This window comes from Fretibacterium sp. OH1220_COT-178 (genome assembly GCF_003860125.1).
Taxonomy (GTDB): Bacteria; Synergistota; Synergistia; order Synergistales; family Aminobacteriaceae; genus CAJPSE01.
This window is the reverse complement of record NZ_RQYL01000019.1, coordinates 64,889-83,755: the sequence shown is the minus strand read 5'-3', so window position 1 is coordinate 83,755 and position 18,867 is coordinate 64,889. Positions and strand designations below refer to the sequence as shown.

The following is an 18,867-nucleotide window of genomic DNA, read 5'->3' as shown; positions in this document are numbered from 1 at the left end:
ATCCAAGAGCAGAGGAGGAATTTGCTTGCAGAACACGGTAATTCTGATCGTCGCCGGCTACATGCTGCTGATGCTGCTCATCGGCTGGTGGTCCTCGACCCGGATCAGCTCCAACGAGGACTTCATGGTCGCGGGCCGCAGGCTCGGGCCGCTGCTGATGGCGGGGACCCTCGCCGCCACGGAGATCGGCGGGGGAAGCTCCCTGGGGGTTGTCGAGAAGGGATTCGGGGCCTGGGGACTGAGCGCGTCGTGGTACGTCACCGCGATGGGCATCGCCTTCGTCATCCTGACCTTCCTCGCCCACAGGTTCCGGGCCGCGGAGGTCAAGACGGTCCCGGAGTACTTCCGCAGGCGCTACGGACCGCTCTCCGGCGCCATCACCGCCATCATCATGATCCTGCCCCTCATTGGCCTGACGGCGGCGCAGTTCATCGCGTCCTCCGCGGTCGTCTCGGTCATGCTGGGGATCGACTACAAGATGGCGGTTCTGGGCGTCACGGTGGTGGTCACGGTCTACGCGGTCATGGGCGGGCTCTGGAGCGTCACCCTGACGGACTTCGTGCAGGTGTTCCTGATCGTGTTCGGCATGGCGGCGGCCCTGCCCTACGCGCTCGACATGGCCGGCGGGATGGGCAACGTCGCAGCGAACGTTCCGGAGGGGACCTTCGACCTCTTCAAGGGGATCGGGCCCTACAAGATCGCAGCGCTCGTGATCATGTACGTCGCGTCCTTCACCGTGGGGCAGGAGGCCGTCTCCCGCTACTACGCGGCGCGGGACGGCAGGGCCGCGCGTCAGGGCTCCATCATCGCCGCCATCGTCAACTTCGCCTACGCCTTCATCCCGACGCTGCTGGGCATCATCACCCTGGCCCTGATCAACATGAACAGGATCGACTCCGGCCTGATCCTGAAGGAGGGCCCCAAATACGCCCTGCCGCACCTGGCCATGGCCACCATGCCCGCGGTCATCGTGGGGCTGCTCTTCGCGGGAATCCTCTCCGCGACCATGTCGAGCGCGGACTCCGACCTGCTGGGCGCCGGCTCGATCTTCGGCAACGACCTCTACAAGACCTTCATCAACCCCCGGGCGTCGAGCGGGCGCGTCCTGAACGTCACCCGCGTCACCATGGTGGTGATCGGCCTTCTGGCCGGGGCCGTCGCCTACTTCAACGTGGGCAACATCATCACGCTGCTGATGTTCTCCTTCACGCTCCGGGCCGCGGGCTCCTTCTTCCCCTACGTGTTCGGACTGTACTGGAAGCGCGCCTCCGAGGCCGGGGCCGTCGCCTCCCTGATCGCGGGCAGCGCGGTCGTTCTGATGATGGAGCACCGCAAAGCGCTGGTTCTGGACTTCCTGGCGCAGAAGGGGCTCAGCCACCCCGTCCTTCTGGGGCTGATGGACGAGCCGATTTTGGTGGGGCTGCTTCTGAGCCTCGTCGTCTTCCTGCTGGTCTGCCTGATCCTGCCCTCGCGCCGCAACTCCACGGAGCTGGCGATCGAGGAGTGATGCCTTCGCCACAACGCAACAAGAACGGGGGCGGCAATGTGCCGCCCCCTTGATTTTCGAGTTGCGCGCTGCCGAAATCCTGTCGTGCCCCATTGAGCGCCGAAAGACCCCGATCCCTTCGGTCAGCGCGAATTATGATGAAACGCGCGAGGCGGCCGCCCCCCCCAAAAATGAGGATGGGTTCCTACGCCGGCGTCACTCCGTCACGATCTCCTCGCGCTCCATGCGCTTCAGCATCCCGGTGACGCTGTCCTCGAACAGTGGGTACGGATCGACGTACTGGCCCGCCAGGCAGAGCCCGTAGTGCAGATGGGGACCGGTGATCCGGCCCGTGGCGCCGCTCCTGCCGACGATCTGCCCCTTCACGACGCGGTCGCCCTTCTTCACCCCGATCTCGCTCAGATGAAAGAACAGGCTGAGCACGCCGTTTCCCGAGTCCACGTAAACGCTCTTGCCGGCGTAATAGTGGTCCCCCGTCAGGATCACGGTGCCGGCGAGCGGTGCGGCGACCGGAGTCCCCACCGCGGCCCGGAAGTCCGTCCCGGCATGGGGGCTCCGCGGCGTCCCGTTGTAGACGCGCCGGAACCCGTAGCTGCTGGTGACGATGCTCCGGACCGGCTTCTGCAGGGGGCTGGCCCAGAGCCGCTCGACCGTCATCGTCCTCTTGGCGGCGGCGGCGAGGGCCGCCTCCCTCTTGATCCGCGCCTGGTCCACCTTGGCCGGGAAGACCATCTTCGGGCTGACCTTGAGGTGCTCCTCGGGGTACTTCCGGGGCAGGAGCCGCACGGTCCCCGTGACCCGGATATGCTGTCCCCGCTGGACGAACTCGAAGACCAGCGGGTGGTCGCCCGGCTTGACGTCCCGGACGTAGGAGCCGAGCAGGCCGTAGGAAATGCGGCCCTCCCCGCCCGGCTCGACGTCCAGCGAGACCCTCCGTCCCAGCCAGGTCACGCATGGGTCCTCGTACTCCGCGGACGAGGTCAGGGAGACGGCGAAGGCCTGCCCGACGTCCCAGCTCTCCGGAAAGGTCACGAACGTGCCGCCCCAGGAGGCGGGACAGAGGAGCAGCAGGGCAAGGGCCGCAAGGCCCCCCGCAAGGACCCGAGCGGCGCTTTTTCCGCTCGCCTCCCCAGGCGGCCTAGCGGCCATCGGAGGCGAGGGCGCGCATCAGCGCCCGGAGCAGGCCCCCCAGGGCGTGCGACGAATCGGCCATCACCCGGAGGACGTCCTCCTCCGTCAGATGCTCGTCCCCCATCCCCGCGGCCCTGTTGGCCACGCAGGAGAGCACGGCGGTCTCCATCCCCATGGCGTTCGCGACGATGACCTCGGGGACCGTGGACATCCCCACGAGGTCCGCCCCCAGGATGCGAGCCATCCGGACCTCGGCCGGGGTCTCGTAGGAGGGCCCCATGAACGCCGCGTAGACGCCCCGCTTCAGGGCGATCCCCACCCCGGCGGCGGCCCGGTCCAGGACCTCCAGCAGCCGGGGACTGTAGGCGTGGGTCATGTCGGGAAAGCGCACGTTCCACCGCGGCTCCGACGCGCCCGTCAGAGGGTTGGCCCCCATGAGATTGATGTGGTCCCGCACCGCCACGATATCCCCCGGGGCGAGATCGGGGTCGACCCCGCCCGAGGCGTTCGTGGCCACGTACTGCCGCACGCCCATCATCCCCAGCACCCGCACCGGGAAGGTGACCTCCCGCATGGAATAGCCCTCGTAGAAGTGGACCCGGCCCTGGAGCAGGATCACCGGCCGGCCCTCGAGCGTCCCCATCACGATGCGCCCGGCGTGCCCGGGCGCCGTCGAGAGCGGCCAGCCCGGGATCTCCGCGGTGTTAAGGATTCGGGCGGACTCCACCTCGTCCGCCACGGAGCCCAGACCGGACCCCAGGACGACGGCCGTGGCGGGCTCGAAGGTTCCGGCCACGCGGCGGATGGAATCGAGCGCCTTCACGGCGCGCTCGTAATCGCTGAGTGCATCCAACATCGAAAACTCCTCCTTCTTCGTTCCAAGCGCTTCCGGGGTTCGGTCCGCCGACTCAGGCTCGGGGGTGAAAACGGTCGTACTCCGTCCGCATCTCGCGGTCGAAGTGGGCGTAGACCTGCGTCGTCATGATCGACGAGTGACCGAGCATCTCCTGGAGCGTCCGCATGTCCATCCCCCTCGCCAGGAGGTGCGTCGCGAAGCTGTGGCGCAGGATGTGCGGATACAGGCGCGACCGCGCGATGCCCGCGACGGTTCCCCGCCGCCTCAGGATGCGCCAGAGGTCCTCGCGGCGCAGAGGGCGCCCCAGCCGGGAGAGGAACACGTGCGCATCCCCCCTGCGGTTCAGGTCCGGCCGCGCGGAATCCAGGTAGAGGCGGACGCTGCGCGCCGCCTCCCCCAGGAAGGGCACGACCCGCACCTTGTTGCCCTTGCCCCGGGTCCGCAGCAGGCGCGCCTCGAAATCCAGGTCCAGGACCTCGAGGCCGCAGAGCTCGCTGGCCCTCAGACCGCATCCGTACCCCACCTCGACGATCGCGCGGTCCCGCAGGTCCAGGGGCCGCGGACCGCGGCAGGCGTCCAGGAGACGCTTGATCTCCGCCTCGTTGAGCACGCGCGGCTCCTTCCGCGTCCTCCGGGGAAGCTCGGGCAGGTCCAGCTCCTCCTCCCCCTCTCCCTCCTCCATCTCGACGAACCGAATCCAGGAACGCAGGGCCGCGACCGCGCGGTGCTGCGTCGCACGGGCCTTGCCGTCGGACTCGAGCGCGAGCCGGAAATCGGCGACGTCGGCCGGAGAGGGCGGGTAGGGGGAGCGACCCGTCGCCTCGCAGAAGGCCATCCACTGGCGGAGGTCCGAGGCGTAGCTCTCCGCCGTCTTGTGGCTCCGGCCCCGCTCCGCCACCAGGTAGAGACAGAAACGGGCGGCCCGATCCCTCGCCGCATGCAGGTTCAAGGCCCACGCCTCGTCAGTCGTCCGCGAAACGGTCGAAGACGGCATCGACGTGCCGAAGGTAGAACCCGTTCTCGAACAGGGCCTCCAGACGATCCGGCTCCACCAGCCCCTGGATCCGCCCGTCCCGCAGCAGCAGATCCAGAAAGCGTCCGTCGCCCCGGATCGTGCGCATCGCGTTCTCCTGGACGACCGCATAAGCCGCCTCGCGGGAGAGGCCGAGCTCGTCGAGCAGGAAGGTCAGCACCCTCTGGCTGTAGACCAGCCCTCCCGTCAGGTCGATGTTGCCGCTGACGCGCGCCTCGTCCACCACCAGCCCCCTCAGCACGCCCGTCATCTCGCGCAGCATGAAGCCGGCGGCGTTGAAGGCGTCCGGCCACAGGACGCGCTCCGTCGAGGAGTGGCTGATGTCCCGCTCGTGCCAGAGCGCCACGTTCTCCATCCCGGTCAGGGCATAGCCGCGCAGGAGGCGGGCCATGCCGCAGACGCGCTCGCACTTGATGGGGTTCCGCTTGTGGGGCATCGCGCTCGAGCCCTTCTGCCCCTTGCCGAACGGCTCGCAGGCCTCCCGGACCTCCGTTCGCTGAAGGTGCCGGACCTCGGTCGCCATCCGCTCCATCGCACAGCCCAAGAGGGCCAGCGCATTCAGCACCTCGGCATGTCGGTCGCGCTGGAGGATCTGGCTGGAGACCGCCGCGGGGGTCAGGCCCAGGAGCTCGCAGACCCGCGCCTCGAGCTCCGGAGGGCAGAGGGCGTAGGTCCCCACCGCGCCGGAGATCTTGCCGCAGGCGATATGCTCCCGCGCCAGGGCCAGGCGCTCCAGGTCGCGCTTCAGCTCCGCGTGCCAGTTCAGGAACTTCAGCCCCAGGGTCGTCGGCTCGGCGTGGACCCCATGCGTGCGCCCCACACAGGGCAGGCGCCTGTAGCGCCGCGCCAAATCCAGCACCGCGGCATCCAGCTCCCCGACCTCCGCGGCGATCAGGTCCAGGGAGTCGCGCAGCATGATGGAGCTCGCCGTATCCAGCACATCGCTGCTCGTGAGCCCCAGGTGCAGATAGCGGCCGCTCCTGCCCACGTTCTCCGCCACGGCGCTGACGAAGGCGACGACGTCGTGCTGCACCTCGCCCTCGATCTCGCGGACCCGCTCCACGGAGAAACGCGCCCCCGCCAGGATCTCCCTCAGGGCGTCCTCGGGGATCCGGCCCATCTCGCACCATGCCCGACACACGGCCAGCTCCACCTCCAGCATCACGGAGAGACGGTTTTCGTCGCTCCATAGCCGGGCAAACTCCTTCGTCGTGTAGCGATCGATCATCCCACATCACTCCTTTGTGGAGGGCGGCCCCCGCGAGTCCTGCGGCGCTTGCCCCGGCCCGTCTCCACAAGCCAGAGCCGGCGCGCCTCCGACAGGAACCCGTCGTAGCGCCCCTCCCGGAAGTCCGGAAAGGTGTAATCGAAGCTCTGCCAGCGGCCGAACCGAAAGCGCAGCGTCACCTCGGCGTAGACGCCGTCCCGGAGCCATACTCGGTGCGCGTGGTCCTTCGTCGAGGCCAGCACGAGACGGGCGCCGTCCACATAGCCCGGATCGACGTTGACCGCACGGGGGGCCCGGCTCCGGGCCTCCAGCGCGCACGACGCGAGCTTCCAGTCCGGGAGCCCTCCGGCGTCGACCAACCCCGCGAAACAGACGAAACGCCGCAGAAGGCGCGGCGCGATGTCCCGATAGTAATCCGTCAGGTCGAAGGGCACGGCGTCCCCCACGAGGTCCGGGGCGCCCCAGAGCCGGGAGGCCTCCTCGACCACCCAGGCGAAGCGCTCCTCCTCGGAGTCGGGGTAGAGCACCCCGGCGACGCGCTTCACGAGGGGCCCGCTCACGGCCTCCGTCCCCGCCCCTTGGCGCCGGAACGGCGCACCTGCGCCTCCTCCTCGGCGGTCCGCCCCTCCCGGCTCGGATCCTCCTCCGGCACCTGCCCCGCGGCCAGAAGCGCCATCGTCTGCGGCCCGATGGCCTTCAGCACCTCGTCCTCCCGCTTCGGCGCGGAACGGCGGGCCCGGGGCTTTTTCCTTGGGGCCGGGGCCCGCTCCGCCTGGGATTCCCCGTCCTGCCTTCCCCCGTCCGGGGCCTCCTGGGGTCCCGGCTCCTCCACACAGAGCCAGCCCAGAACGCGTCCCTCCCACTCGCAGGGCCAGGCCCGGCCGGGGAACCCCTCGGGCGGAGCCGTCTCCTCACGGCGCCACGCCCGGCCCTCGGCCTCGATGGAGGCCGTCCAGGCGCGGCCCACCGCCGCCCACCACGAGATGTCCTGGGCCTCCAGCAGCTCGCCGGTGCAGTCCTCGATGATGAAGATGTCCGACTCGAGACGGCGAAAGGCCAGAAAACACGGAGTCTCCCGGCCCTCGAGCTCCACGATGAACTCATCCTTCTCGGGCAGCTCCGCGACGCTCAGACGCCCCAGGTCGGAGCCGAACATCAGCGACGCGGTCCGGTTGATCCGCATCCGGCCCCGCGCGTTCATCGCAAAGGGCAGAGGGGCCTCCCACCACTCGGGAAACTGCGGCTCCCAGGGCGCAACCGCCTCCGACAGAGGAAGGACGCGGCCCCCCCGACGCTCGACAAGGAGGGCCTGAACGCCCTCGGCCTCCGCCTCCTCGGGCTCCACAAGGCGGATCAGCCCCTCCCGGGCGAGGTCGGGCAGGTCCCGGACGAGCGCCTCGGAGCGTCCGCGCCCGATCAGGGCCACGAGCTGGTCCTTGCGGAACACGAAAGCGTGCTCGGATCCGTCGGGCCACAGGACCCCGAAGTCCAGGCGCAGACTGTAAAGGGTGCGCAGCAGGACGAGCAGCGTCGACCCCGGCGACAGGGCGAGCAGAAGCTCCTCCGGGGAACCGTTCATCGAGGGGGCTCGCTTTCCATCAATGCGGCGGCGAACTCCACGGGATCGAACGGGCTGAGGTCGTCCGCCCCCTCGCCCAACCCGATGTAGCGCACCGGGACCTTGAGCTTGCGCGCGACGGAGAGGACCACCCCGCCCTTGGCGGTGTTGTCGTATTTGGTCAGGATCACCGCGGACAGCGGCAGGATGGAGTTGAAGGTCTCGGCCTGAGCCACGGAGTTCTGCCCCAGGACGGAGTCCAGGACGAGGACCGTCCGCAGCCGAGCCTCTCCCGCCTCCCGTTCGAGCACGCGATGGACCTTCCGCAGCTCCTCCATGAGGTTGTGCTTGGCGTGCAGACGCCCCGCCGTATCCACGATCAGGACGTCGGCCCCGGAGGCGCGGGCGGCCTGCCAGGCGTCGAAGGCCACGGCCGCCGGGTCGCTGCCCTGGCTCTGGGCGACGACCCGCACCCCGGCCCGCTCGCCCCACACCTGGAGCTGCTCGATGGCCGCGGCCCGGAAGGTGTCCGCCGCCGCCATCACGACGCGCTTCCCGCGCTTCAGAAACTGCGTGGCCAGCTTGCCCGCCGAGGTCGTCTTTCCGCTGCCGTTGACGCCGATCATCAGCAGGACGAGGGGAGTGTCGCCCTCGTCGGGCTCGAACGGAAGGCCCGTTCCGGGGACCGAGAGCAGCTCCTCGGAGATCAGGGACACGAAGACCTCCTTCAGGGCCTCGGGGCTGGAGATCCCCCGCTGCCGCGCCTCCCGCTTCAGGGTCCCGACCAGCTCCTCCGAGAGCTCCGCGCCCACGTCGCCCGAGATCAGGCGATCCTCGAGCTCCTCCCAGAACCCGTCGTCGAAGGCCTTTCCGGAGAAGAGCGACGCGATCCCGCCGCTCCACCGATCCTTGACCCCCTTGAGGCTATCCTTCAGCCGAGAGAAAAACGCCATCATGCCTCCCCTTTCCCATTGTCCCCGCCGCCCTCCGGGCGGTCCTGAGAGCGCCGGTCACGCCCGTCCGGCCTACGGCGCGGCCTCGAGCGGCGCCCCTCCCGAGGGGCCTCTCCTCCGCCCGGAGCGGAGACCGCTCCGGCCTCGGTCCCCCCCTGTCGGGGTGCCTGGGCACGAGGAGGCCTCTGGGGCCTGTTCGCCCTCTCCGTGCCGCCGCCCTCGGGATGCGGCGCCGGCACGGAGGCTCCCTCCGGCCGCGCGCCCTCCCTCGCGGCCGCTCCGCTCTTTCGGCGGCGCCGCTTCCGCGGCGCCCCATTCCTCTCCTCGGCCGCGCCTCCGTCGAGCCCCGGGGCCGCGTCGGACTGCAGCCGTTCCCGTCCCGCCAGGTGCTCGTCCAGGGAGATCTTCTCGGGCTTGAGACGATGGGGCAGCGAAGGGCGGGCGTCGCCCTTTCCCGGCCCGGGGTCCCTTTTCGGTGCCGTTCTGCGCGGCCCCGACGGGAAACGCGGCGCCGGCGCGCCGGCGCCCTCGTCCCCCCAATCCTTGCCCTGGAGGACGGCATCCTTGAAGTCCTGAAACTCCGCGACGGAGACCGGCACGACGCGGCCGCTGGGGAAGCGGACCCGAACGCACTCCGCAGAGAGGTCCACGCTCTCCAGGACGTAGTTTCCGTTCTCCGTCCTGACCTTGGACCCGGGACTGGGAAGGGACTTCCACAGCTTGTTGTAGAGCGGATGCTCGTAGGCCATGCAGCACATCAGACGGCCGCAGATGCCCGATATCTTCGTGGGGTTCAGGGCCAGGTTCTGCTCCTTGACCATGCGGATGCAGATGGGCGTGAACCGGTGAAGCCAGTAGCTGCAGCAACAGGGCCTTCCGCAGGGGGCGACGCCGCGCACCACGCGCGCCTCGTCCCTCACCCCGATCTGACGCATCTCGATGCGGGTCCTGAACTCCTTGGCGAGATCCCGGACGTAGGCCCGGAAATCGACCCGCTGCTCCGAGGTGAAGTAGAAGAAGAGCTTCTTGCGGTCCATGAGGAACTCGACGTCCACCAGCTTCATCTGGATGCCCTGCGAGACCAGGATCTCCCGGGCCCGGACCAGGACCTCGTTCTCGTCGTTTCGGCACTGATAGTACGCTTCGACCTGCTCGGCGTCCGCATTCTGCACGTACTCGACCTCCTGGAGCATGGGCTCCGGACCGCGCGTCTGGTCCCCTCCCCCGACGTCCTCCAGGCAGGACGCACGATACTTCGCCTCCTGTTCCTGGGACAGCGGGCCTCCCAGCAGCCCCATCTCCAGGCCCCGAACCGTCCTGATGAGGATCCATCGGGTCTCCGCAGCGGCCGGATCGGGAATCTCGGCCAGGCCAAGATAGCGCAGCTTACCGAAAGTCGCCAAATAAATGCTCAAAAGGAAGCTCCTCCCTGAGTGCCAAAGTCAAAAGATCGCAAAACACGGGGACCGAGAGTTTTCCCGACTCCGCGATCAGCCTGAGCCGCTCGAAGCGCGCGGCAAGCTCGACGTCCCCCGAACGGAGCGCATGGACCCGCCACGCCGCCAAATCGCCTGCGATCGCCCCGAAATCCCCGGCCTCCCCGACCCATCGAAGCCAATCCGCGTCGTCCCCAGGCGGCGGCGCCCCCTCCACCTCCAGCGGTCCGGCCAGAACCGAGAGGCGCGCACGGCTGCGAAGCGTGGGCAACAGAACGGTTCCCTCCAGCAAAAAGAGGATGCAGGCGTGGGACGGAGGCTCCTCCGCCAGCTTCAGCAGGCTGTTCGCGGCGGGAAGAAGCAGCCGATCGGCCGCCATCACGACCCCCAGACGGCGGACGGATCGGACCGGCTTCAGGGCCAGGTCCTGAATCAGGGCCCGACAGGCCTCGATGTTGGGCGCCTTTCCGACCTCCCCGACGACGAACAGGTCCGGATGCCCGTCCCCGACCGGGCCGCCGGAGGCGAGATAGAGGGGCGCCAGGGCGCGCAGCAAAGCCTCGTGCCAGGCCAACGGTGCGGAAAGCGCCCGGCAGTGCGGGACGTCCCCCCTCTCGAACTCCGACAGCAGTCCGCGCCAGGCGGGCAGGTCCTCAAAGGAGAGCACGCTCACAGAAGCAGGGATATCAGGCATCCTTTGATCTCCTCCAGCAGGGCTATGGCCCGGCTGCGGTCGCCCTCCCTGCGGAAGGCGTCCTCGAGCTCCTCCATGGCGGCCTCGGCCCGCTCGATCGTGACGAACATCTTGCGGTCGGTCTTGCGCCAGCGGAGGTCGCGCCTGAGGCTGAAGCCCTTCATGGCCCGACGGAGCAGATCCGTCAGAATCGAGCGATACTCCGCAATCAGGCGCTCCGCCGGAAAGACCGAGAGGCGGGCCGACACGGCGTCGAGGCGGTCGAGGAGCACCCGAATCTCCGACTCCTCCATCGCCAGGCCGAAGGGGGCCGGGGCGGCGACGGAGCCCGGCGCCGAGGCGGAGCGTCCTCCGCCCCCGCCGCCGTACTCCACCCTGCCCTTCGCGCCCTCCCCGCTCCTCTTGACCCTCAATCGAAAGCCCCCTCCAGACGGCCGCGGACGGCCGCCTCGACGAGTGCCGCGACCTCGTCCTCCGAGCCGGAGGCGTCCACGACGACGAACCGCTCCGGGCTCCGCCGGGCCAGCTCCCGGTACCCCTCGGCGACGCGCGCCATAAAGCCCGCGCCCGCGGACTCGATGCGATCGGCCGCGCCCCGTCCCCGCAGACGGCGCTCCGCCGTCCCGACGTCGACGTCCAGCAGAACCGTCAGGTCGGGCCGGACGAAGCCGCAGACCTCGATCAGAGGGCCGGCGAAAGCCTCCGGGAGCCCGCGTCCCCAGACCTGATAGGCCAGGGTGGAGTCCGAATAGCGCTCGCACAGGACGATCTCTCCCGCCGAAAGCGCGGGCACGACGACCGACGCCAGATGCCCGCTGCGGTCGGCCAGGAAGAGCAGCAGCTCCGTGCGGTCGTCCGGAACGTCGCCGCCCAGGATCAGGGAGCGCAGCAGGCCGCCGCCGGCCCACCCCCCCGGCTCGAAGGTCCGCAACACCCCGCGGCCCGACCAGCCCTCCAGCCATCGGGCCATTCGGGCGGTCTGAGTGCTCTTGCCGCAGCCATCGACGCCCTCCACCGTGACGAAGAGGCCGCCCCCGGTCACTCCTCCTCCTCCTTCACCGTGATCAGGCGCTTCATCAGCCCGTCGACGACGTAGTCCGAGCGCGAGATCCTGAGCGTCCCCTCCCCGATCCTGCGCGCCTTCGTCTCGCTGAGGAACTCCCGCTCCTCGGGCAGCAGCTCGGGGGAGTCGCGGCGGTCGTCGCTCCGGACGCCCTCCTTGGCGGCCTTGATCGTGTCGGGATCGCAGAGCAGCTCCACGACCAGCTCGTTGTTGGCGTCCATCGCCCCGACCTCCGTCAACAGGCGCTTCAAGCCGTCGATGGACTTCCAGCCCCCATCCAGCGCCAGCTGGGGCAGGGGCTGAATGCCCCCGCCGCGGACCAGCAGCTCGCAGGTCCCGGTGGCCTCCTTCGGCACGGTCAGCCTGAACTCCTTCCGGACCGGGCGCCTGCGCCAGGGCCGCAGCGTCACCCCCACCTCCAGGGAATCGCCGGGCCGCGCGTCGGAGGAGACGGCCACATCCTCGATGAACAGGACCCGGGGCTCCTCCGTAGCCTCGACCTCCAGGCGGAACCCGACGGGCATGCCGTCCGCAAAGGGCTGCAGCAGAAAGAGCTCCCAGATCCTCGCGGCCTCGCGGAGCGCCGCCGACGAGACGTCGGTCTCCGAAAAAAAGACGTTCGTACGGGTCCACCCATTCTCCACGCCACGGCCGTCGATCCTGAGGTTCACGGTCATGGTCCCCTGCCCCTTACGCCGCCACACCTCGTCCAGGAGCCCGGTGAAGACCCCCTCCAGCAGGCGGCTTCCCAGAAAGGGGTCCGGGACGACCCGGACGTTGCGGACCGTGCGCTCCCCCCCCTGATCGAGGTCCGTAAAGGCCAGGGTCGCCGAGACCGAGGGGGTGAAGAAATCCGTCCGCCCCCCGATGCCCGCCGCCCGATCCTGCGTGACGGTCCCCACCAGCGAGACGGGGCTCCCCAGCTTGAAGGGGAAGGCCTGGCTGTAGACCGTCTCGTGGATGCGGGCCCGAGCCACGGGAAAGTTGACGGCCCCCCGCCCCAGGAAGGGGTGTCCGAAGGCCAGAAAACGGCCGTCCCGGGACGTGGCCGTGACGGTTCCCGTCGCGCCGACCTCGACGTCCCCCCAGACCAGCAGGGCCGCGACGGCCTCCCCGGGCGAGAGCCTGCCGGGCACGACCCTCAACTCCTCGGACGAGCCGACGGGCGTGGGGGAGACGGAAACGCCCAAGGACCGGGAAAGGCGATCGGCCCCGCCTCCTCCCAGCCCCGCGACCGAGAGCGGCGCCGCCGGGGCGTTCGTGCCCCGGCCCGAGAGCCCCCTCGGACGCGCGAGCCTCTCGGGCCGGGAGAAGACCGCGCACATATCCTCGATGGGCGTGACCATCGCCAGGTTGTGGTCGCTGAACTCCCACCCGCTCCCCACGGCACCGGCCAGCCGGCCCCCGATGTAGACCGGCGAACCGCTCATGCCCTGCGCCACGCCGCCGGAACGGTTGTTCGGGGACGACAGGAGCCGCACCAGAATGGCGCTGTGCACCTCGCCCTTCTGGGGCACGACGTCGACGACCGTCAGGGGCAGGCGTACGGGCTTCGTCCCCCTCAGGACCGTGAGCAAATACCCCCCCATGCCGGGCCTCACGGCCCCCACGGAGATCGTCGGCCGATCGGGGACGAAGGGGACGGGCGCCGCCGAGGCGGGCGCCGAACAGGCAAAAAGGAGGAACAGGATAACGGCGGCTCGCCGCAGTGATACAATCATGAATCCAAACCACTCCAGACTGGGAAAGCTCGCGGGAAGGGCCGCGGGGACCGCACAAAAAGCCGGACGTCCCCTCGGCGGAAGGCGATGGAGCTTCCCTGAATTTTTCACGACGGGGCCGGACCGAACGCGGATTCGGAGCCTTCGCCGCAGCGCCCTCGTCCTCCCCTCCGCGGCGCTAGGCCTCCCTCTCGCCCCGCGCGTGCCAGCGCAGGTATCCCATGATGAAATCGCCCAGGTCCCCGTCGAGCACGGCCTGAACGTTGCCCTTCTCGCTCCCGGTGCGGTGGTCCTTGGCCAGGGTATAGGGATGCAGCACGTAGGAGCGGATCTGGCTGCCCCACGTGCTCTCCTTCTTGTCCCCGACCACCGAGGCCAGCTCGTTTTGCCGCTCCTGCAACGCGAGCTCGTAGAGCTTGCTCTTCAGCACGTGCATCGCCACCTGGCGGTTCATGTGCTGCGACCGCTCGTTCTGACAGCTCACCACGATCCCCGTCGGAATGTGGGTGATGCGCACGGCGGAGTCCGTCCGGTTCACGTACTGTCCGCCCGCTCCGCTGGCCCGGAAGGTGTCCACCCGAAGGTCCTCGGCGCGCACCTCCACGTCCACGTCGTCCGGGAACTCCGGCGACACCCCCACCGAGGCGAAGCTGGTGTGGCGCCGATGCGCGGAGTCGAACGGCGAGATGCGCACCAGACGGTGCACGCCCTTCTCGCCCTTCAGGAAGCCGTAGGCGTGGTCGCCCTCCACCATCACGGTGGCGCTCTTGATCCCCGCCTCCTCGTCGGAGGCGGCCTCCAGGACCGTCGTCTTCAAGCCCTCGCGCTCCGCGTAGCGCAGGTACATCCGGAGCAGCATCTCCGCCCAGTCCTGGGAGTCCAGCCCTCCGGAGCCGGCGTGCACGGTCAGGATCGCGTTGGAGGTGTCGTACTCCTCATCCAGGAGGATCAACAGCTTGTGATGTTCCAGCGTCCGGCGCAGCTCCTCCGCGCGCCGCTCGAACTCCCCCTGCAGCTCGGCGTCGTCGTCCTCCCGCAGCATCTCCTCGAGGACCTCCAGATCCTCCAGCTCGGAGGAGACCCCCTCCCATTCCGCGATGCGACCGTTGATCCCCGAGAGCTCCTTCAGGAGCTCCTGATTCCCCTCCCGCGACCAGAAGTCCGGGGCCGACGTCGCCGCCTCCAGCTCCTTCGCCCGTTCCCTCAGCGCGGGCAGGTCAAAGACTGTCCTGCAGCTCCCGCTTGAGGGTGCGCAGTTCCTCCAATACCGATACGTTCGCCACGATCATGCGTATTCCTCCAAAAGGGCGGAGAGGGTCGCTCTCCATTTTTGTTTGTTCTATAATAGCGTAACATCCGTCAAAGTTCGAGGCCGATCGAGGCCAAGTACGCAAAAATACACCTCCGCCCCTCAAAAAAGCCGAGAAAGACTTCGAATCCGAAGCCCCAGTACAAGGGAAAGCGAGGTCATGCCATGAAAAAGCTCCTTTGGGGTGTTCTTTTCATCGCCATCTTCACGGGGCTGATCCTCTACCGGAGGCACGAGACCCAAGCGCTGTCGCAGGCCGCCGCGCCCCCCGACATCCTGAGGATCGAGGCGATCGCTCCGAGGCGCGCCGTCTTCGAGGAGACCGTCTCCTTCTCCGCCAACATCGAGCCCGAGGAAAAGGCGGCCGTCGTCGCCAAGGCTCAGGGAAAAACGGTTCTGAAGGTGCTCGTCGAGGAGGGGGCGCAGGTCCGCGAGGGGCAGAAGCTGGCCGTCCTCGACGACAGCCTTCTGCGCCAACAGGTTCTGCAGGCCGAGGCGGCGGTGGGCAGGGCCGCCAGCTACGCGGCTACGGCCCGGGCGGATTACAGCCGCATGACCAGGCTCTTCAAGCAGAAGGCCGTGAGCCGCCAGCAGTTCGACCATGTCGAGGCCGAATTTCAGGGTGCGTCCCGCCAGGAGCAGGAGGCCCGGGCCGCTTTGGCGAGCGCCCGCATTCTGCTGGGCTACAGCACGGTGACGGCCCCGATATCGGGCATCCTCCTGAAACGCAGCATCGACCCCGGCGACACCACCGGGGCCGCGCCGGCGTTCGTCATCTCCCGGCAGGCCCGCGTCAAGGTGACGGGCAGCGTTCCCGAGCGCCTTTACGCCTCCGTCAAGGCGGGGCAGAAGGTCCGCGTCCGCGCGGACGCCCTGCCGCACCGGGAGTTCGAGGCCACCGTCTCGCAGGTGCACCCCTCCCTGGACCCGGTGACCCGGACGGGCAAGGTGGACGTTCTGCTCGACTCCGAGGGGCTTCTCAAGCCCGGCATGTTCGCCCGAGTGACCATCGCCGTCGGGGAGCGCGAGGCCTGGGGACTGCCCCTGGAGAGCGTCGCCCTCCTGCCGGGGACGGGCGAGCGGATCTGCTACGTGGTCTCCGAGGATGCCGGCGGCGACAAGGCCGTATTGCGCAAGATCGAGACCGGATCGGAACAGGACAACATCGTCGAGGTGCGCTCCGGCCTGGCCTCCGGGGACCGCATCGTCGCCGTCCGCTCCTCGAAGCTGAGGGACGGGATCGCCATCGAGGTGACGCGGCCGTGAACCTTCCGGAACTATCCGTTCGGCGCCGCGTCTCGACGCTCATGGTCTTCCTCGCCGTCATCCTGGTGGGGGGGATCGTCTTCGTGAACCTCAAGCTGGACCTCCTTCCGGAGATCGAGCCTCCTGTCGTCAACGTGCTGGTGACCTGGCCCGGGGCCTCGGCCAGCGACGTCGAACAGCGGGTCACGAAGGCCGTCGAGAACAGGGTGTCGCTGCTCGAGGGCGTGGACAGCATCTTCTCCAAGTCGCTCGACAACATCTCCGTCGTCAACGTCAAGTTCAAGTGGGGGGAGAACCTGGATGCCCGGATGGGCGACGTCCGGGACGCCATCAACATCGCCCGGCGCGATCTGCCCGAGGACGCCGAGGAGCCGTTTCTCCTCCGGATCACCTCCGGCACCATCCCGATCCTCATCGTGTCCCTGACCGCCGAGCGCTCCTTCGACGGTCTCCACCACTTCGCGGAGAGGACGGTGAAGGAGACGCTCTCCCGCGTGCCGGGGGTGGGTCAGGTGCTGGTCTACGGCGGCCGCCAGCGTGAGATTCAGGTGCAGATGGACCTGGACCGGCTCGAGGCCTTTCGGATCCCGGCGGCGTCCATCGTGCGCACGATCGAGGGGGAGAACCTCAACATCCCCGCCGGATCGCTGAAACAGGGCAAGACCGAGTACTACGTCCGCGTCCCCGGGCGCTTCCACTCCCTCGAGGACCTCGCGGGCACGGTCGTCGGGGCCTCCGGAGGGAACGCCGTGCACCTTCGGGACGTCGCGGAGGTGCGGGACACCTACAAGGACGTCGACCTCCAGGGTTATCACTACGACCGGGGGGCCGTCATCCTGCCGATCCTCAAGAACAGCGACGCCAACACCGTCGAGGTGACCCGGGCCGTCATCGCAAAACTGGCCGAGATGAAGGCGCACGACTTCCCCGCGGACGTGGACTACAGCATCGGCCTGCACACCTCCGAGTTCATCCTGAACTCCATCGGCAACCTGTCGCGCTCGCTCGGGCTGGGGATCCTCCTGGTCTTCGCGGTCACCTGGATCTTCCTGAAGCGGCTTCCCGCCTCGCTCATCGTCTGCGGTGCCATCCCCTTCTCCCTGGTCATCACCTTCATCTTCATGGGGCAGTTCGGCTACACCATCAACATCTTCACCCTGTCCGCCCTGGCCATGGCCAGCGGCATGGTCGTGGACAACTGCATCGTCGCGACGGACCAGATCGTCCATCACATGGAGCGGGGCACGCGAAGGGGCGTCGCCAGCATCGTCGGAGCCACGGAGGTCCAGTCCGCGCTCGTCGCCTCGACCCTCACCACGGTGGTGGTGCTCCTTCCCCTGGCCTTCATCGGGGGGCTGGTGGGCATATTCTTCTCCTCCCTCACCGTCGTGATGGTCGCCGCCGTCGCGGCCTCGCTCTTCGTCAGCCTCACCTTCGTCCCGATGATGGGCAGCGTGTTCTTCCGCAGGGGCGAGGACCGTCTCAGGCTGCATCGCTGGACGGACGCCGCGCTCGTCCGTCTGGAGACCGGCTACCAGAACCTGCTGGACTGGAGCCTCTCGAACCGGGGACTCCTGATCGCCGGCTCTCTGCTCCTGCTCGTCCTGACCGCGGCCGGGTTCCGCTACGTGGGCACCGAGCTGACCCCCGACCCTGACACGGGCGAGATCTCCATCCAGATCACCCTGCCCGAGGGGACCCGCATGGAGGAGACCGACCGCCTCGTGGTCCGGACGATCGCCCACATCACGGAGCACGTCCCCGAGGCCCTGAGCGTCTTCGGCTACGACGGCGTGGACGAGAAGGGCATGAGCGTCGCCGCGGGACAGCAGGCGGGCACCAACATCGGCAACGTGGGGCTGAAGCTGGTCGACAAGAGCAAGCGGTCCCGAAGCGCCGCGCAGGTCGGGGAGGCCCTCCGGGCCTGGCTCCGCACCCAGCCGGGCATCGAGAAGCTCAACGTCGTGAACTCCTCCCCCATCAAGGCCATGTTTCTGGGCACGAAACCCCTGAACGTCGAGGTGTTCGGCGACGACCTCGGGGAGGTCCTCGCGGTCTCGAATCGGGTCAAGAGCCTTCTGAGCGCGCTCCCCGGAGCCGTGGACGTCGGGATCAGCCAGAAGCAGAACCGTCCCGAGATCTGGGTGGACATCGACCGGGAGAAGGCCATGCTGCACGGGGTCAGCACCTCGGCCGTGGCCGCGACGCTCAGGGCCTTCTTCTACGGGCACAGGACGCGGGAAAGCTACTGGGAGGGCGAGGACGACTACCCCATACGCATCCGGCTGCAGGCGGACCAGCGCAACGCGCGCGCCGTGTTCGACCGTCTGACGGTCCCGACGGCGGCGGGCGGCATGATCCGGCTCTCGACGGTCGCGCGCATCGCGGACCAGAGCGGTCCTCCCGAGATCCAGCGCAAGAACAAGCAGCGCTACGTGGTGGTGGACGCCAACGTCCACGGGCGCTCCCTGGGCGAGGTCACGGCCGACGCGCGGCGGGCCGTTCGGGAGCTGGACATCCCGCCGGGGATCACCCTGGACTTCGGGGGCGAGATCAAGGAGCAGGCCGTCGCCTTCCGGCAGATGGCGCTTCTGGCGGTCCTGGGCGTGATCCTGGTCTACATGGTAATGGCCGGACAGTACGAGGCGTTTCTGGACCCCTTCGTCATCATGTTCAGCATCCCCTTCGCCCTGACGGGCGTGGTCTTCGCCTATCTGCTGACGGGGCTTCCCCTCTCGCTTCAGGGGCTGCTGGGCGTGGTGATGCTGGTGGGGATCGTGGTCAACAACGCCATCGTGCTGCTGGACTACGTGAACCTTCTCCGGGCGCGCGGGGCCCCCCTGAGGGAGGCCCTCTCCCAGGCCGGAGCCCGACGCCTGCGCCCGGTGCTCATGACCACGCTCACGACGTTCTTCGGGATGCTGCCCATGGCGGTGAGCAATGCCCAGGGCGCCGAGCTCTGGAGGCCCCTGGCGGTCTCCGTCATGGGCGGGCTGATGCTGTCCACGGCCGTGACGCTCCTGATCGTCCCGGTCATGTACAGCATCTTCGAGGAGCGCATCCGGAAAAAAGCGCGTTTCAGGGAGGCCAGGCCAACGCCATGAAGGGATCG

The 18,867-nt window shown here is 68.7% G+C and carries 16 protein-coding genes; 3 read left to right on the top strand and 13 right to left on the bottom strand.

The features are described from left to right. Positions 1-25: 25 nt before the first annotated feature. Positions 26-1,507, top strand: a complete 1,482-nt coding sequence (locus tag EII26_RS08660) for a sodium:solute symporter family protein (protein ID WP_199735146.1) — start codon at positions 26-28, stop codon at positions 1,505-1,507. 195 nt (positions 1,508-1,702) lie between these two features. Here the strand turns inward: EII26_RS08660 and EII26_RS08655 are convergent, their stop codons facing one another. The 13 genes from EII26_RS08655 to prfB form a co-directional block, all read right to left on the bottom strand. Continuing rightward, the gene (locus EII26_RS08655; protein WP_124888757.1) at positions 1,703-2,656 is read right to left on the bottom strand and encodes a M23 family metallopeptidase; all 954 of its coding nucleotides are present in this window, start codon (positions 2,654-2,656) and stop codon (positions 1,703-1,705) included. After that, positions 2,646-3,494, bottom strand: coding sequence for a purine-nucleoside phosphorylase (locus EII26_RS08650; RefSeq protein WP_124888756.1), 849 nt, complete (start codon positions 3,492-3,494; stop codon positions 2,646-2,648). Before EII26_RS08650 ends, EII26_RS08655 begins: the two co-directional genes overlap by 11 nt. Before the next feature lie 52 nt (positions 3,495-3,546). Then, positions 3,547-4,443, bottom strand: a complete 897-nt coding sequence (locus tag EII26_RS08645; RefSeq protein ID WP_233572681.1) for a tyrosine-type recombinase/integrase — start codon at positions 4,441-4,443, stop codon at positions 3,547-3,549. Positions 4,444-4,456: 13 nt separating this feature from the next. Further along, positions 4,457-5,755 carry an adenylosuccinate lyase gene (gene purB, locus EII26_RS08640; RefSeq protein ID WP_124888754.1) on the bottom strand — a complete coding sequence of 433 codons (1,299 nt, stop codon included), beginning with the start codon at positions 5,753-5,755 and terminating at the stop codon, positions 4,457-4,459. Next, entirely contained in the window at positions 5,752-6,315 is a 564-nt protein-coding gene (locus EII26_RS13620) for a DUF4416 family protein (RefSeq protein WP_124888753.1), read from the bottom strand. Before EII26_RS13620 ends, purB begins: the two co-directional genes overlap by 4 nt. After that, complete coding sequence (locus EII26_RS08630; RefSeq protein WP_124888752.1) at positions 6,312-7,334, bottom strand: hypothetical protein; 1,023 nt, start codon at positions 7,332-7,334, stop codon at positions 6,312-6,314. The genes EII26_RS13620 and EII26_RS08630 overlap by 4 nt, the downstream gene beginning before the upstream one ends. Next, the gene (gene ftsY, locus EII26_RS08625) at positions 7,331-8,269 is read right to left on the bottom strand and encodes a signal recognition particle-docking protein FtsY (protein ID WP_342447307.1); all 939 of its coding nucleotides are present in this window, start codon (positions 8,267-8,269) and stop codon (positions 7,331-7,333) included. The genes EII26_RS08630 and ftsY overlap by 4 nt, the downstream gene beginning before the upstream one ends. Then, on the bottom strand, positions 8,266-9,681 hold the full coding sequence (gene ricT, locus EII26_RS13615) for a regulatory iron-sulfur-containing complex subunit RicT (RefSeq protein WP_124888751.1): 1,416 nt from the start codon (positions 9,679-9,681) through the stop codon (positions 8,266-8,268). Before ricT ends, ftsY begins: the two co-directional genes overlap by 4 nt. Beyond that, positions 9,653-10,396, bottom strand: coding sequence for a hypothetical protein (locus EII26_RS08615; protein ID WP_124888750.1), 744 nt, complete (start codon positions 10,394-10,396; stop codon positions 9,653-9,655). Before EII26_RS08615 ends, ricT begins: the two co-directional genes overlap by 29 nt. Beyond that, positions 10,372-10,809 carry a DUF327 domain-containing protein gene (locus EII26_RS08610; protein ID WP_124888749.1) on the bottom strand — a complete coding sequence of 146 codons (438 nt, stop codon included), beginning with the start codon at positions 10,807-10,809 and terminating at the stop codon, positions 10,372-10,374. Before EII26_RS08610 ends, EII26_RS08615 begins: the two co-directional genes overlap by 25 nt. After that, on the bottom strand, positions 10,806-11,438 hold the full coding sequence (gene tmk, locus EII26_RS08605; protein ID WP_124888748.1) for a dTMP kinase: 633 nt from the start codon (positions 11,436-11,438) through the stop codon (positions 10,806-10,808). Before tmk ends, EII26_RS08610 begins: the two co-directional genes overlap by 4 nt. Further along, positions 11,435-13,180: a peptidase S55 gene (locus EII26_RS08600; RefSeq protein WP_124888747.1), complete on the bottom strand. Its 1,746-nt coding sequence runs from the start codon at positions 13,178-13,180 to the stop codon at positions 11,435-11,437. The genes tmk and EII26_RS08600 overlap by 4 nt, the downstream gene beginning before the upstream one ends. Before the next feature lie 178 nt (positions 13,181-13,358). After that, positions 13,359-14,469, bottom strand: a protein-coding gene (gene prfB, locus EII26_RS08595; protein ID WP_124888746.1) for a peptide chain release factor 2 whose coding sequence is annotated in 2 segments (ribosomal slippage) — positions 13,359-14,399 and positions 14,401-14,469 — 1,110 coding nt in all. Because the reading frame shifts where the segments join, the coding sequence is not laid out codon by codon here. A 185-nt stretch (positions 14,470-14,654) separates the two neighbouring features. Between prfB and EII26_RS08590 the strand changes: the two genes are divergently transcribed. Both EII26_RS08590 and EII26_RS08585 read left to right on the top strand, forming a co-directional pair. Next, entirely contained in the window at positions 14,655-15,755 is a 1,101-nt protein-coding gene (locus tag EII26_RS08590) for an efflux RND transporter periplasmic adaptor subunit (protein WP_124888745.1), read from the top strand. Continuing rightward, a complete protein-coding gene (locus EII26_RS08585; protein WP_124888744.1) occupies positions 15,752-18,859 on the top strand; it encodes an efflux RND transporter permease subunit in 3,108 nt (1,035 codons plus the stop codon). The genes EII26_RS08590 and EII26_RS08585 overlap by 4 nt, the downstream gene beginning before the upstream one ends. The last annotated feature ends 8 nt before the right edge of the window (positions 18,860-18,867 follow it).

What these genes read in the sequence shown, in the direction of transcription:
- EII26_RS08655 (WP_124888757.1), bottom strand. Translation starts at nt 2,656, where the DNA reads ATGGCCGCTAGGCCGCCTGGGGAGGCGAGCGGAAAAAGCGCCGCTCGG.
- EII26_RS08650 (WP_124888756.1), bottom strand. Translation starts at nt 3,494, where the DNA reads ATGTTGGATGCACTCAGCGATTACGAGCGCGCCGTGAAGGCGCTCGAT.
- purB (WP_124888754.1), bottom strand. Translation starts at nt 5,755, where the DNA reads ATGATCGATCGCTACACGACGAAGGAGTTTGCCCGGCTATGGAGCGAC.
- EII26_RS08630 (WP_124888752.1), bottom strand. Translation starts at nt 7,334, where the DNA reads ATGAACGGTTCCCCGGAGGAGCTTCTGCTCGCCCTGTCGCCGGGGTCG.
- ftsY (WP_342447307.1), bottom strand. Translation starts at nt 8,269, where the DNA reads ATGATGGCGTTTTTCTCTCGGCTGAAGGATAGCCTCAAGGGGGTCAAG.
- EII26_RS08615 (WP_124888750.1), bottom strand. Translation starts at nt 10,396, where the DNA reads ATGCCTGATATCCCTGCTTCTGTGAGCGTGCTCTCCTTTGAGGACCTG.
- EII26_RS08600 (WP_124888747.1), bottom strand. Translation starts at nt 13,180, where the DNA reads ATGATTGTATCACTGCGGCGAGCCGCCGTTATCCTGTTCCTCCTTTTT.
- EII26_RS08590 (WP_124888745.1), top strand. Translation starts at nt 14,655, where the DNA reads ATGAAAAAGCTCCTTTGGGGTGTTCTTTTCATCGCCATCTTCACGGGG.